The following is a 12,593-nucleotide window of genomic DNA, read 5'->3' as shown; positions in this document are numbered from 1 at the left end:
TCCACGGCGCGCGTGAAACCATGGGGCGCGTGAGCAGCCCCTGGTCCGCCCCGCACGCCACCCGTCCCGTCCGCGGGCGCGTCACGGTGCCCGGTTCGAAGTCCGTGACCAATCGCGCGATCCTGCTCGCCGCGCTGTCCGGCGGCCCGGCGTCGGTGTCGGGTGCGCCGGCGACGCGCGACACCGCGTTGATGGTGGATGCGTTGCGCGCCATGGGGGTGCCCGTCTCGGTCGAGGGCGAGCGCGTGGTCGTCGAGCGACACGCGGGGCTCACGGGTGGCGACGTCGACTGCGGGCTCGCGGGGACCGTGATGCGGTTCGTCCCGCCCGCGGCGGCGCTGGCCGACGGCGAGGTCCGCTTCGACGGCGACCCGCGGGCCCGGGAACGTCCGATGGGGACGGTGCTCGACGCGTTGCGTGCCCTCGGCGCCGAGATCGACGGCGACGCGCTGCCGTTCACGTTGCGGGGCTCCGGGTCACTGCCCGGCGGGGTGGTGACGATCGACGCGTCGGCGTCGTCGCAGTTCGTGTCGGGGCTGCTGCTCTCGGCGGCCCGGTTCGACAAGGGGGTCACCGTCCACCACGACGGCAGGCCCGTGCCGTCGCTGCCGCACATCGACATGACGGTCGCGATGCTGCGCGAGGCGGGGGTCGACGTCGACGACTCCGAGGCGAACACCTGGCGGGTCTCCCCGGGCCCGATCGCGGCCCGCGACTGGACGGTGGAGCCCGACCTGTCGAACGCGTCGGTGTTCCTCGCGGCGGCCGCGGTCACCGGGGGCCGGGTCACCGTCGCGGGGTGGCCGCACCGCTCCACCCAGCCCGGCGTGGGGATCCTCCCCGTGCTGGCCGCGTTCGGCTGCATCGTCGAGCCCGAGGGCGACGGGATGACCGTCACCGGCCCGCCCGTCCTGCGCGGCGTCGACGTCGACCTGCACGACGTCGGCGAGCTCACCCCGACGGTCGCTGCCGTCGCGGCGCTGGCCGCCACCCCCTCGCGGCTGCGCGGCGTCGCGCACCTGCGCGGCCACGAGACCGACCGCATCGCCGCGCTGGCCGCGGAGATCGCCGCGCTCGGGGGCGACGTCGAGGAGACCCCCGACGGCCTGGAGATCCGGCCCGCCGCGCTGACCGCACCCGCGGGACGGCCGTGGGGGGCCTACGCCGACCACCGGATGGCGACCGCGGGCGCGCTCGTCGGGCTCGTCGTCCCGGGGATCGAGGTCGACGACATCGGCGCGACCGGCAAGACCTTCCCCGACTTCCCGGGCAGCTGGGCGGCGCTGGTCGGATGACGAGGCGATGACTCCGGCCCGGCCCCGCGAGTACGACGAGTCCGACGTCCGGGTGCGCCCGGGGAGGCGCGGGTCACGCCCCCGAAGCAAGCGCCGCCCCGACCACGCCGACGCGACCGAGGCGATGGTCATCGGCGTCGACCGCGGCCGCTGGACCTGCGCCCCGGACGGCGACGCGACCCGGCGGCCCGTGACGGCGATGCGGGCCCGCGAGCTGGGCCGCACGCCGATCGTCGTCGGCGACCGCGTCGGGCTGTCGGGTGACGTGTCCGGCGACGTCGACACGCTGGCCCGCATCGTCCGAGTCGAGGAGCGTGCCACCGTCCTGCGGCGCACCGCCGACGACACCGACCCCTACGAGCGGATCGTGGTCGCGAACGCCGCGCAGCTGGTGATCGTCACCGCGCTGGCCGACCCCGAGCCACGGACCGGGTTCGTCGACCGCTGCCTCGTCGCCGCCTACGCCGGCGGGCTGTCGCCCGTTCTGTGCCTCACCAAATCCGATCTGGCCGATCCCGGGCCGTTCTCCGCGCACTACGCAGAGCTGGAGTTCCCGGTCGTCGTGACCCGGCGCGACCGGCCGCCCGACGAGCTGGCCGCGCTGCTCGACGGCCAGCTCTCGGCGCTCGTGGGCCATTCGGGCGTCGGCAAGTCGACGCTGGTCAACGCGCTGGTTCCGGATGCCGAGCGCGCGGTCGGAGCGGTGTCGGGCGTCGGCAAGGGCCGGCACACGACGACGGCGGCGCTCGCCCTGCCGCTGCCCGACGGGCGGGGCTGGGTCGTCGACACGCCGGGGGTGCGGTCGTTCGGGCTCGCCCACGTGACGCCCGGCGAGGTCATCGCCGCGTTCGACGACATGGCCGCCGCCGTCGAGGACTGCCCGCGCGGCTGTGGGCACCTCGGACCGCCCGCGGACCCGGAGTGTGCGCTGGACGCCCTGGTGGCGAGCGGTGCGCTGCGCCCGGCACGGCTCGCGGCGCTGCGCCGGGTCCTGGTCGCCCTGCGCTGACCGGTGTTCGCTAGCGTCTGGCGCCATGGCGGTGAGGGTGGCGCGCGGGCCCGCGTGGCCCGTCCTGCTGCTCACCGTGCTCGCCGGCTTGGTCACCGCGTGTGGGCCGGGGCAGCCGTCCGACGCCGCGCCACCGGGCCTCCCCAAGTTCTACGACGCCACCCAGCTGCTCGACGTCCTCACCCAGCGCCGCACGGCCGACCCGACCGCCCAGCTGTCGGTCGTCGGCGACGTCACCGGCTCGGTACCGGTCACCTTCACCGCGCAGGGCGGGCTGAGCCTCGTGGGTCCGACGCCCGCGCTCGCCCTGGACCAGACGATGACCTGGCCGGGAGCCGCGCCGCAGCAGACCGGCTTCGTGCTGCGCGACGGCGAGGTGTGGCTGCGCACGGCCGACGGCGGGACGCCGTGGCTGCGGGCCGGGTCGGCGACGACGCAGGCCGACCGGATGCGCGTCGCGATCGCCGACGCGCTCGGCGACGCCACCGACCCCACCGCCAACCTGTCCCGCTACGCCGACGCCACCCTGGTCTCCGACGCCGCCGACGAGGTCGTCGACGGCGTGCCCACCGTCCGGTACACCCTGGTCGTCGACCTGACCAGGGCCTCGACGATCGAGCCCGACCCCGAGCTCAAGGCGCAGCTCGACCAGCAGATCCGCGACGGGCTCACCCGCATCACCTCGACGTTGTGGGTCGACGCCGACACCCGTCCGGTCCGCACCCAGCAGCGTCAGGGGCTCGCCGACATGGGCACGCTCGCCACCACGGCCGACTACCGGTCGTGGGGCACGTCCGTCACGATCAGCCCGCCCCCGCCCGCCGAGGTGCGATGACGACGACGGACCCACGGTCGGTCGGCCCGTTCACGATCCACCGCGTCCTCGGCGAGGGCGGCATGGGCAAGGTGTACCTCGGCCGGTCCCGCGACGGGCGGCAGGCGGCGGTCAAGGTGGTGCGCTCCGCGCTGGCCGACGACCCGGAGTTCCGCGCCCGCTTCCGCCAGGAGGTCGCGGCCGCGACGCGGGTGCACGGCGTCTACACCGCGGCGCTGCTCGGGGCCGATCCCGACGCGCCCGCGCCGTGGATGGCCACGGAGTACGTCCCGGCGCCGTCGTTGCGCGAGGCGGTCTCCGAGCACGGCCCCATGCCCGCGGAGTCGGTGCGCCGGCTGGGCATCGGGCTCGCCGACGCGCTGGCCGCGATCCACACGGCCGGCGTCGTGCACCGCGATCTCAAACCCGGCAACGTCCTGCTTGCACACGACGGCCCGAAGGTCATCGACTTCGGCATCGCCCGCGCCACCGACGCGACGACGCTCACCCGCACGGGCGCGGTCATCGGCACCCCGGGGTTCATCGCGCCGGAGGTCCTGGCGCACGGCCGCGCGGGCCCTGCCGCCGACGTGTTCGCGCTGGGCGGGGTCCTGCTGCACGCCGCGACGGGCCGGGCACCGTTCGGTGAGGGCGACGCCGCGGCGCTGCTCTACCGGGCGGCCAACATCGACCCGGACCTGTCCGGGGTGCCGCCCGCGCTGGTGCCGACGGTCGCCGCCTGCCTGCACCGCGACCCCGCGCAGCGACCCACACCGGCGCAGATCCGCGACGCGCTCGGCGGCGACCGTGACCGTCCGACGGCGGGGTGGCTGCCGGGCCGGCTGGAGCCGGCACCGCCGAAACCGGTGGCGCGCAAGCCGTTCTCGCCCGTGCTCGCGATCGGGGCCGTCGCGGCGGTCATCGCGGTGGTGGGTGGGATCGTGCTGGCGCTGCGCCCCGGCTCGACGCCGCAGAACCCGCCGCCCCCGCCGGCCGCGACGGCCACCGGCATCGCCCCGCCCACGTCGGGCGCACCTCAGACCTCGACCCAGGCCTCGACCCAGACCTCGACGGCCCCCGCCGACCTCACGGTCTCGCCGTCGGCCACGGGGTTCAGCACACCGTCGAACAACATCGCCTGCTACGTCTCGCCCAACTCGGTGCGCTGCGACATCTCCGAGCAGTCCTGGGACCCGTCGACGATCCCGGCGCGGCCTGCCGACTGCCAGGGCGTCTGGGGCGACTCGCTGACGGTCAGCGGCGGGGACCGCCCGACGTTCACCTGCCACGGCGACACTGTCTTCGGCACCGGGCCCGTCCTCGACTACGGCAGGTCCCTGCGGGTCGGCGACGTCACGTGCACCAGCCGGACGACGGGCGTCGAGTGCCGGGTGGGGGCCAGCGGGCACGGCTTCTCGATGTCCAAGAGCGGCTACCAGTGGTTCTGAGGGGTCAGCCCGTGAACCGGCCGATCAGCAGGTCCAGCCTGCCCTCCTGACCGTCCGGGGGGATCCGGCCGCTGTCGGCGAGGACGGCCATCCCGTGCACGGCGCTCCAGACGACCTCGGCGAGCGGCTCGCGATGCTCGTCGCCCGCGGGGAAGCAGCCGACGAACTCGTCGAAGCACGCCCGCATGGGGGCCGGCGTCTCGTCCGTCGCGAACGCGAGATCGGTGGGCATCACGAACATCGCCTGGTAGAGCGCGGGGCGTTCGGCGGCGAAGCGCAGGTAGGCGCGGCAGACCGCCCGCAGCGCCACCGGCCCCGGCGCGGCCACGGCCGCCCGTGCGCGACCCAGTTGCTCCGCGAGCTCACCGAACCCGTCCAGCGCGACCGCGCTGACGATGGCGTCCTTGCCCGCGAAGTGGCTGTAGAGGACCGGCTGGCTGTACTCGACGCGCTCGGCCAGCCGCCGGGTGGTCACCGCGTCCCAGCCCTCCGTCTCGGCGAGCTCCCGCGCGGCCGTGACGATCAGCTGGTGGCGCTGGGCGCGTTCGCGTTCGCGGCGCCCGGTGACGGCGGACATGCACCCATCCTAGCAGTGCTAGACATTCTGCCGACGGCAGGTTAGCGTTGACCTAGTTTCTAGCAACGCTAGATTCCGTCTCCGGAAGGACCTCTCATGCTCGTCACCGTCGCGAACGTGCTCGCCGGGCTCGTCGCCGCCGGCATCATCGTCATCGGCGCGCGGGTCTTCTGGGCCCCACGCGCCGCCGCCGGCTTCGGCATCCCGCACACGCCGACCGAGGACCGCACCGTCCAGGCCTGGCTGACCGTCAAGGGCGTGCGCGACATGGCGTGCGGGCTCTTCGTCGTCGTGCTGATGCTCACCGCGACGCCGCACGTGCTGGGCTGGTTCATGCTCGCCGCCGCCGCCATCCCCGTGGGCGACGGGCTGATCGTGCTGCGCAGCAAGGGCGCGAAAGCCGTCGCCTTCGGCGTCCACTGGGGCACGGCCGCGGTGATGGTCGTGATCAGCGTCCTGCTGCTGCTGTCGTGACCCCGGGCCGAACCACCCGTGCCGCTCACCGGGCTTGGTGCGGGTACGTGTGGTCGGTCGGCGGGACGAGGGTCTCCTTCACCGCGCGCGGACTCGTCCACCGCTGCAGGTTGTAGACCGAGCCGGCCTTGTCGTTGGTGCCCGACGCCCGCGCCCCGCCGAACGGCTGCTGCCCGACGACCGCACCCGTCGGCTTGTCGTTGACGTAGAAGTTCCCGGCCGCGAAGCGCAACGCCCCGTGGGCCGCGTCGATCGCGGTGCGGTCGGTCGCGAACACCGAACCGGTCAACGCGTAGGGGGTCGCGGAGTCGACGGTCCGCAGCACCTGGTCCCAGCTGCCGGGCGCCGCGTCGTCCCAGACGTGGACGGCGAGCACCGGCCCGAACAGCTCCGTGGTGAAGACGTCGTGGCCCGGGTCGTCGCCGACCAGCACCGTCGGCTCGACGAACCAGCCCTCGGCGTCGTCGCAGCCACCGCCCGCCAGCACCTCCAGGTCGCCGCGCACGCGGGCGAGCACACCGGAGAGCCGGGCGAAGGCGCGGCCGTCGATGACGGCGCCGCCGAACGTCGACAGGTCCTCGACGTCGCCGAAGCCGACCGTGCGCGTCGTGTCGGCCAGCGCCTCCCGCAGCCCCGACTTCCACAGCGACGCCGGGACGAACGCCCGCGAGGCCGCAGAGCACTTCTGGCCCTGGTACTCGAACGCGCCCCTGACCAACGCCGTCACCAGGGCGGCCGGGTCGGCCGACGGGTGCGCGACGACGAAGTCCTTGCCGCCGGTCTCCCCGACCAGCCGCGGGTAGGACCGGTAGCGCGGCAGGTTGTCGGCGACCGAGCGCCACAGGCGCCGGAACGTCGCCGTCGACCCGGTGAAGTGCACGCCGGCCAGCTCCGGCGACGCGAGCGCCACCTCCGAGACCGCGGCGCCATCGCCGGTGACCATGTTGACCACCCCGGGCGGCAGCCCCGCCTCCTCCAGCAGCCGCATCGTGTACCAGGCCGCGAGGGTCTGGGTCGGGCTCGGCTTCCACACGACGGTGTTGCCCATCAGCGCGGGGGCCGTCGGCAGGTTTCCGGCGATCGCGGTGAAGTTGAACGGCGTGATCGCGAGGACGAAGCCCTCCAGCGGCCGGTGGTCGAACCGGTTCCAGACGCCAGGGCTCGACACCGGCTGCTCGGCCAGGATCCGGCGGGCGTAGTGCACGTTCCAGCGCCAGAAGTCGATCAGCTCGCAGGCGGAGTCGATCTCGGCCTGCTGGACCGACTTGGACTGGCCCATGACCGTCGCGGCGTTCAACGTCGCCCGCCACGGCCCGGCGAGCAGGTCGGCGGCCCGCAGGAACACCGCCGCGCGCTCGTCGAACGGCAGCGCCTGCCACCCGGGGGCCGCGTCGCGGGCGGCGGCGACGGCGGCCTCGACGTCGGCGGCCGTCGCCTGTGCCGACACCCCGAGTACCCGGTGCCGACGGTGCGGGGAGACGACGTCGATCCGCTCCCCGCCGCCCATCCGGCGTACCCCGCCGACGGTGCCGGTGAGCTCGTGGGGGGTGCCGTCGAGCTCGGCGATCCGGGACCGCAACGCGGCCCGCTCGGGGCTGCCCGGGGCGTGCCCGAGTACGGGCTCGTTGCGCGGTACGGGGACGTCGGTGACACCGGTCAGCGCGGACATTCCTCCAGCGTGGACCCGTCACGCGGCCGTGTCATGCCCTGCCGGGCTACGCGTCGCCCGGTTGCGGGTGGCAAGCTTCCGGGCATGACAACGGGGGGCAAGGAAGGCGCCGGACCACCCGAGCGACCCGAACCGGTTCCCGACCGGACGGCGCCCGCATCCTCGCCGGGGCCGCCGCCGCTGCGGATCGGCACCGCGGAGCGCGAGTCGGCGGCCAAGGCGCTCGACGCCCATCTGGAGGCGGGACGGCTCGGCGTCGAGGAGTACGCCGACCGCTCGGCGGCGGCCGCGGTGGCGACCGTCGCGAGCGAGCTGCAGGCGCTGTTCGTCGACCTCCCCGAGCCGCACCCGACGCTGCCCGGCACCGCCGTGACGCCGGTCGCCCCGGCGGCCTCGGTGCCCGCGCCGACGGGCGCGCAGCCGCCCGCCGAGCGCTCGCCGCTGTCGAGCTGGGGGCCGCGGATCGTGGCGATCACGCCGATCGTCGCGCTCGCGCTGTTCCTGGCGCTCAACGGCGTCTTCGCGCAGGCCTGGATCTTCTTCCTGCTGATCCCCGCCGTCGGCGGGCTCGTCTACGGCCGCGAGCGGGGCGACGACCGGGATCGGGACCGGGAGCAGCGCCGGCTGCTGCGCGACGACCGCCGCCGGCTCGACCGCGGCGACGGGGACCGCCCCTGAGGTCGCTCACGGGATCGGTGGCCAGGGAGGGACGACGTCGGGGTAGTCGCCCGGGACGCGTCCGGGATAGACGGCCGGGCGCTTCTCCAGGAACGACGCCACGCCCTCCGCCGCGTCGGGGCCCCGGCCGAGGAGGTCGATCGCGCGCGAGTCCAGCCGGTGCGCCTCCCACGGTCCCGGCGCGCCGAGCATCGACCACAGCAGCTGCCGCGACACCGACACCGACACCGCCGACGTGTTGTCCGCGATCTCGCGGGCCAGCGCGTGCGCGGTACCGAGCAGGGCGTCGTCGGGAACGACCCGGGACACGAGCCGTCCCGCGAGCGCCTCCGCGGCGTCGAACACCCGGCCGGTCGCGACCCACTCCATCGCCTGCGAGATGCCGACCACCCGCGGCAGGAACCAGCTCGACGCGGCCTCCGGCACCAGCCCCCGGCGGGCGAAGACGAACCCGAACCGGGCGGACTCCGCCGCGATCCGCACGTCCATCGGCAGGGTCATCGTCGCGCCGATGCCGACCGCGGGCCCGTTGATCGCGCCGATGACCGGCTTGCGCGAGGCCGCGACCCGCAACGACACCACACCGCCCCGGTCGCGGGGAACGCCGTCGACCTCGCCGTGACGCTGGTCGGCGGCCCGCGCACCGTCGGACGCGTCGAACGTCGACGCGCCGCGGGAGAGATCGGCGCCCGCGCAGAACCCCCGGCCGCGCCCGGTCACGATGACGACCCGGACGTCGCCGTCGGCGTCGGCCGCGTCGAACGCCTCGACGATCTCGTCGGCCATCGTCGAGGTGAAGGCGTTGAGCTTGGCGGGGCGGTCGAGCGTCAGCGTCGCGATGCCGTCGACGACCTCGTACGCGATCTCGGTGAACTCCACGCGGTTCCTCCTCGGCGAGCGGCTGCGCCTCCGTTCTAGCCGACGACGTCGCCGTCCGCGATCACGGGCCCGCTCGCGCGGCGGGACGGCCGCCGGGCACCTACCCTCCGGCGATGAGCGCCCAGGATCCCGGCGAACCGGACGTCGCACAGGCCGACACGGAGCGCACGTTCGACCGCCTCGTCGACGAGGGCACGCAGCGGCTCGGCCGCTCCTGGTCCGGCCTGCTGTCGACGGGCACGCTCGGCGGCCTCGACATCGGCGTCGGCGTGCTCGCGCTGCTGCTGGTCGAGCACGCGACCGGCGACAAGCTGCTCGGCGGGTTGGCGTTCTCGCTCGGTTTCGTCGCGCTCACCCTCGCCCGCAGCGAGCTGTTCACCGAGGACTTCCTCGTGCCGGTCGCCGCGGTCGTCGCCCGCGCGAGCACGCCGCTCGCGCTGGCCCGGCTGTGGGGCGTCACCCTGCTGACGAACCTGGCGGGCGGCTGGGTCATCACCTTCGTCGTCGTCGCGGCGTTCCCGTCGCTGCGCGAGACCGCGATCGAGTCGGCGCAGGGCTACGTCCGGCTCGGGATCGGCTGGCACGCCTTCGCGCTGGCGCTCGTCGGCGGGTTCCTCATCACGCTCATGACGCACATGCAGCACTCGACGGACTCCGACGGCGTGCGGCTGGTCCCGGCCGTCGGGATGGGCTTCCTGCTCGGCGCGGGCTCCGTCGACCACGCCGTGGTCGCCTCGCTGTTGTGCTTCGCCGCGCTGCACGCCGGCGCGCCGTTCGGCTACGCCGACTGGCTCGGCCTCGCGTCGTTCGCCGCCCTCGGCAACATGGTCGGCGGCCTGCTGCTGGTGACGATGCTGCGGCTGCTGCAGGTACCGCACAAGGTCGCGCAGGAGCGCCGCCAGAACGTCCCCGAGGTCACCGCGGAGTCGTGACGGGGCGGCCCCGACCCCCGGCCGGCCGGACTCAGCCCAGCTCCACGACGAATGCGATCTCCGACGGGGCGTACCAGGCCAGCTCGTGGTCCTCGGCCTCGCCGACGAGGAACTCCGCGTCGAGATCACCGAGGTCGGCCGCGTCGACGGCGCCCGCGGCCTGGCGGACCGCGTACTCGGCCTCCTCGTTGTCGACGTGGACCGCGGCGATCGCCGACGCCGGCACCGGCCCCGAGATGCGCACGGCACCGTCGTCGAGGTCGGGACGCAGGGTCACGTCGTCGACGTCGGCGGCCACGACGACCCGTCGCGCGGGCGTCCCCTCCTCACCGAGTCCGAGCTCGACGCCGAGCAGCCGCAGCGACGCGCGCGCCGCCTCCAGCATCGCGGCGTACTCCAGCTCCTCGTCGTCGCCGGACACGTAGGACTCGCGCAGCCGCGGTGTCAGCGCGAACGCGGTGCCGCCGATGGGCTCGAAGTTCCCCGTCTTGACCAGCCGCGCCAGCATCGGCCACGTCCCTGGCAGGTAGATCCGCACGTTCGCCTCTCCCGCACCTGTTCGTCAGCCGGCCGTGGCCAGCAGCTCATCGAGCGCCTCGTCGACGAGGCCGGCGAGGACGTCGACGTCGTGCATCGCGTCCCGGTCGCCGTTGAAGCCGTAGTACACGCCCCCGTCGTAGCTGGTCAGGCCGATCGCGAGGGCCTGCCCCTTGGCCAGCGGAACGACCGGGAACATCTCCAGCATGCGCGCACCCGCGGCGTAGAGGGGGAACTGCGGGCCCGGGACGTTCGTCACGACGAGGTTGAAGATCCGCTTCGAGAACCCGCTCGCCGCGCGGGCGCCCAGCGCGTGCAACGTCGGCGGGGCGAACCCGCCGATCCGTACCAGGGTGTCCGCGCCGACGGACTGGCCGCCCGCGGTGTGCTCGGCCATCGCGTGCGACACATGCCGCAGCCGCACCAGCGGGCTCGCCTCCCCCACCGGCAGGTCGACCAGGAACGACGACACGCGGTTGCCCAGCGAGCCCGCCGTCGCCGAGCTGGGCACGTCGGCCTCGCCGCGCACCGACAACGGGACCATGGCGCGCACCGTGGCCGACGCCGTGACCGGCTCCCCGCGGGAGAGCAGCCAGTTCCGCAGCGCACCGGAGATCACGCTCAGCACCGCGTCGTTGACCGTGCAGCCGTGCGCCGCCCGGATCCGCCGGTAGGCCTGCAGCTCGGTCCGCGCCACCGCGAACCGGCGCTGCGTCGAGATGTCGACGTTGAGCGGGGTCCCCGGAGCGCGCCGCGACGCGGTGCGCGCCACCGTGAACAGCTTCGTCGCCACCCCCGCGACCTTGCCGGCCGTCGCCAGCGCGTCGCCCGCGGCGGTGCGCACGTTGTCGACCAGCTCGCTCGGCCGCGACACCATGTCCCCCAACGCCTCCAGCATCAGGGTGGCGCTGCCCGGCTCGGGGTGGGGCATCCACAGGTCCTCGGGCAGGACCCGCGGCTCGGGCGAGACGTCGAGGATCACCTGCGCGATGTCGATGGCGCTGATCCCGTCGACCATCGCCTGGTGGGTCTTGGTGACGACCGCCGCCCGGTTGTCGGCCAGCCCCTCGACGAGGTACATCTCCCAGAGCGGCCGCGTGTGGTCGAGCGGGCGCGACATCAGCCGCGCGACCAGCTCGGCGAGCGCCTCGTCGCTGCCCGGCCGGGGCAACGCGCTGCGGCGCACGTGGTAGGCGATGTCGAAGTCCTGGTCGTCGACCCACACGGGCCGGGCGATGTTCCCGGGGACGTGGCGCACCTTCTGCCGGTACCGCGGCACCAGCGCGATGCGCTGCTCGACCAGGTCGACCAGCCCGTCGTAGTCGAAGCCGGCGGGCGGGCGCTCGAAGATCGCGACGCCGCCGACGTGCATGGGCGTCGTCGCCTCCTCCAGGTAGAGGAAGGACGCGTCGAGCGCGGAGAGCCGGGGCGGCATGCCGATGATCCTACGGTCGCGTGGGACCCTGGCGGCGTGCCTGAGCCGCGTTCATCGACCCGTTCGCCCAAGGACACGTTCATCACGGTGTACGGGCGCAAGCCGGTACTGGAGGCGCTGGCCGACGAGTCGCTGGTCGTCGACAAGGTCCTGCTCGCCGAGGGCAGCCGGGGCGAACCCGTCCGGGCGATCCGCGACGCCGCCCGCGCCCGCGGCGTGCGCGTCGAGACGGCGTCGGCGCACCGGGTGAAGGTGTTGGCGGGCAACGGCCGGCACGACCAGGGCGTGCTCGCCGACGTCGTCGCGCCGCGGATGGCGCCCGTCGAGGAGTTCGTGTCCGACCTGGGCACCCGCCGCGGCGCCTCGGTGCTGGTGCTCGACGCAGTCACCAACCCCGCCAACGTCGGCATGATCCTGCGCAGCGCCACCGCCGCCGGGCTCGACGGGGTGCTGCTGCCGCGCCGCGGCGTCCCGGCCATCGACCCGCTGGTGATCAAGGCGTCGGCCGGCGTGGCGTTCTCGGCACCGGTGCTGCGCTCCGCGACCGCGGCCCAGGGGTGCGCCGTGCTCAGGGCGGCCGGGTTCGCCGTGCACGGGCTCGCCGCGGGCGGGGACTCGCTGCTCGAGGCCGAGCTGCCCGAGCGGGTGGCACTGGTGCTGGGCAACGAGTCCGAGGGCCTGTCCGCCGACGTGCGCGAGGAGCTCGACGGGACGTTGGCCATCCCCATGTTCGGCGGCGTGGAGTCGCTCAACGTCGCGAGCGCCGGGGCCGTCGCCGCGTACGAGCTGCTCCGCAGGCGGCGCTGATCGGCGGCACGGCGCGCACCGTGACACACCCCGTGGGTG

Annotated in this window: 13 protein-coding genes; 8 read left to right on the top strand and 5 right to left on the bottom strand. The window is 74.7% G+C overall.

Annotated features, from left to right (window positions below):
- Positions 1-29: 29 nt before the first annotated feature.
- Genes aroA through PSD17_RS30810 form a run of 4 tightly spaced genes read left to right on the top strand, consistent with a single transcriptional unit; the run spans position 30 to position 4,566 of the window.
- Positions 30-1,295, top strand: a complete 1,266-nt coding sequence (aroA, locus tag PSD17_RS30825) for a 3-phosphoshikimate 1-carboxyvinyltransferase (RefSeq protein ID WP_173400068.1) — start codon at positions 30-32, stop codon at positions 1,293-1,295.
- A 7-nt stretch (positions 1,296-1,302) separates the two neighbouring features.
- Positions 1,303-2,304, top strand: a complete 1,002-nt coding sequence (gene rsgA, locus PSD17_RS30820; RefSeq protein WP_339125935.1) for a ribosome small subunit-dependent GTPase A — start codon at positions 1,303-1,305, stop codon at positions 2,302-2,304.
- A gap of 25 nt (positions 2,305-2,329) precedes the next feature.
- The gene (locus tag PSD17_RS30815) at positions 2,330-3,139 is read left to right on the top strand and encodes a hypothetical protein (protein WP_339125934.1); all 810 of its coding nucleotides are present in this window, start codon (positions 2,330-2,332) and stop codon (positions 3,137-3,139) included.
- Positions 3,136-4,566 (top strand): serine/threonine-protein kinase, encoded by a 1,431-nt coding sequence (locus tag PSD17_RS30810; RefSeq protein WP_339125933.1) that lies wholly within the window; start codon positions 3,136-3,138, stop codon positions 4,564-4,566. The genes PSD17_RS30815 and PSD17_RS30810 overlap by 4 nt, the downstream gene beginning before the upstream one ends.
- A 4-nt stretch (positions 4,567-4,570) precedes the next feature.
- On the opposite strand, the gene PSD17_RS30805 is transcribed toward PSD17_RS30810, so the two are convergent.
- Positions 4,571-5,143 carry a TetR/AcrR family transcriptional regulator gene (locus PSD17_RS30805; RefSeq protein ID WP_339125931.1) on the bottom strand — a complete coding sequence of 191 codons (573 nt, stop codon included), beginning with the start codon at positions 5,141-5,143 and terminating at the stop codon, positions 4,571-4,573.
- A 96-nt stretch (positions 5,144-5,239) separates the two neighbouring features.
- Here PSD17_RS30805 and PSD17_RS30800 point away from each other — a divergent pair, with 96 nt between their 5' ends.
- Complete coding sequence (locus PSD17_RS30800; RefSeq protein ID WP_339125929.1) at positions 5,240-5,617, top strand: DUF4267 domain-containing protein; 378 nt, start codon at positions 5,240-5,242, stop codon at positions 5,615-5,617.
- A gap of 25 nt (positions 5,618-5,642) precedes the next feature.
- Here PSD17_RS30800 and pruA read toward each other — a convergent pair whose 3' ends face one another.
- On the bottom strand, positions 5,643-7,277 hold the full coding sequence (gene pruA / locus PSD17_RS30795; RefSeq protein WP_103380072.1) for an L-glutamate gamma-semialdehyde dehydrogenase: 1,635 nt from the start codon (positions 7,275-7,277) through the stop codon (positions 5,643-5,645).
- Between the two features lie 93 nt (positions 7,278-7,370).
- On the opposite strand from pruA, the gene PSD17_RS30790 reads away from it, so the two are divergent.
- Positions 7,371-7,964, top strand: a complete 594-nt coding sequence (locus PSD17_RS30790; RefSeq protein ID WP_013677211.1) for a DUF1707 SHOCT-like domain-containing protein — start codon at positions 7,371-7,373, stop codon at positions 7,962-7,964.
- 6 nt (positions 7,965-7,970) lie between these two features.
- Here PSD17_RS30790 and PSD17_RS30785 read toward each other — a convergent pair whose 3' ends face one another.
- Positions 7,971-8,843: an enoyl-CoA hydratase-related protein gene (locus PSD17_RS30785; protein ID WP_103380024.1), complete on the bottom strand. Its 873-nt coding sequence runs from the start codon at positions 8,841-8,843 to the stop codon at positions 7,971-7,973.
- A gap of 113 nt (positions 8,844-8,956) precedes the next feature.
- On the opposite strand from PSD17_RS30785, the gene PSD17_RS30780 reads away from it, so the two are divergent.
- Positions 8,957-9,775 carry a formate/nitrite transporter family protein gene (locus PSD17_RS30780; RefSeq protein ID WP_013677213.1) on the top strand — a complete coding sequence of 273 codons (819 nt, stop codon included), beginning with the start codon at positions 8,957-8,959 and terminating at the stop codon, positions 9,773-9,775.
- A 31-nt stretch (positions 9,776-9,806) separates the two neighbouring features.
- Here PSD17_RS30780 and PSD17_RS30775 read toward each other — a convergent pair whose 3' ends face one another.
- Both PSD17_RS30775 and PSD17_RS30770 read right to left on the bottom strand, forming a co-directional pair.
- Positions 9,807-10,313: a DUF6912 family protein gene (locus PSD17_RS30775; protein WP_013677214.1), complete on the bottom strand. Its 507-nt coding sequence runs from the start codon at positions 10,311-10,313 to the stop codon at positions 9,807-9,809.
- A gap of 24 nt (positions 10,314-10,337) precedes the next feature.
- Positions 10,338-11,747 (bottom strand): WS/DGAT/MGAT family O-acyltransferase, encoded by a 1,410-nt coding sequence (locus PSD17_RS30770; protein WP_339125925.1) that lies wholly within the window; start codon positions 11,745-11,747, stop codon positions 10,338-10,340.
- Between the two features lie 36 nt (positions 11,748-11,783).
- On the opposite strand from PSD17_RS30770, the gene PSD17_RS30765 reads away from it, so the two are divergent.
- On the top strand, positions 11,784-12,554 hold the full coding sequence (locus tag PSD17_RS30765; RefSeq protein WP_013677216.1) for a TrmH family RNA methyltransferase: 771 nt from the start codon (positions 11,784-11,786) through the stop codon (positions 12,552-12,554).
- Positions 12,555-12,593: the final 39 nt, after the last annotated feature.

This window comes from Pseudonocardia sp. D17, assembly GCF_036984265.1.
Lineage (GTDB): Bacteria > Actinomycetota > Actinomycetes > Mycobacteriales > Pseudonocardiaceae > Pseudonocardia > Pseudonocardia benzenivorans.
The sequence above is the reverse complement of the archived record's forward strand: the minus strand, read 5'-3'. Positions and strand labels throughout refer to the sequence as shown.

What these genes read in the sequence shown, in the direction of transcription:
- rsgA (WP_339125935.1), top strand. Translation starts at nt 1,303, where the DNA reads ATGACTCCGGCCCGGCCCCGCGAGTACGACGAGTCCGACGTCCGGGTG.
- PSD17_RS30815 (WP_339125934.1), top strand. Translation starts at nt 2,330, where the DNA reads ATGGCGGTGAGGGTGGCGCGCGGGCCCGCGTGGCCCGTCCTGCTGCTC.
- PSD17_RS30810 (WP_339125933.1), top strand. Translation starts at nt 3,136, where the DNA reads ATGACGACGACGGACCCACGGTCGGTCGGCCCGTTCACGATCCACCGC.
- PSD17_RS30805 (WP_339125931.1), bottom strand. Translation starts at nt 5,143, where the DNA reads ATGTCCGCCGTCACCGGGCGCCGCGAACGCGAACGCGCCCAGCGCCAC.
- PSD17_RS30800 (WP_339125929.1), top strand. Translation starts at nt 5,240, where the DNA reads ATGCTCGTCACCGTCGCGAACGTGCTCGCCGGGCTCGTCGCCGCCGGC.
- PSD17_RS30790 (WP_013677211.1), top strand. Translation starts at nt 7,371, where the DNA reads ATGACAACGGGGGGCAAGGAAGGCGCCGGACCACCCGAGCGACCCGAA.
- PSD17_RS30780 (WP_013677213.1), top strand. Translation starts at nt 8,957, where the DNA reads ATGAGCGCCCAGGATCCCGGCGAACCGGACGTCGCACAGGCCGACACG.
- PSD17_RS30770 (WP_339125925.1), bottom strand. Translation starts at nt 11,747, where the DNA reads ATGCCGCCCCGGCTCTCCGCGCTCGACGCGTCCTTCCTCTACCTGGAG.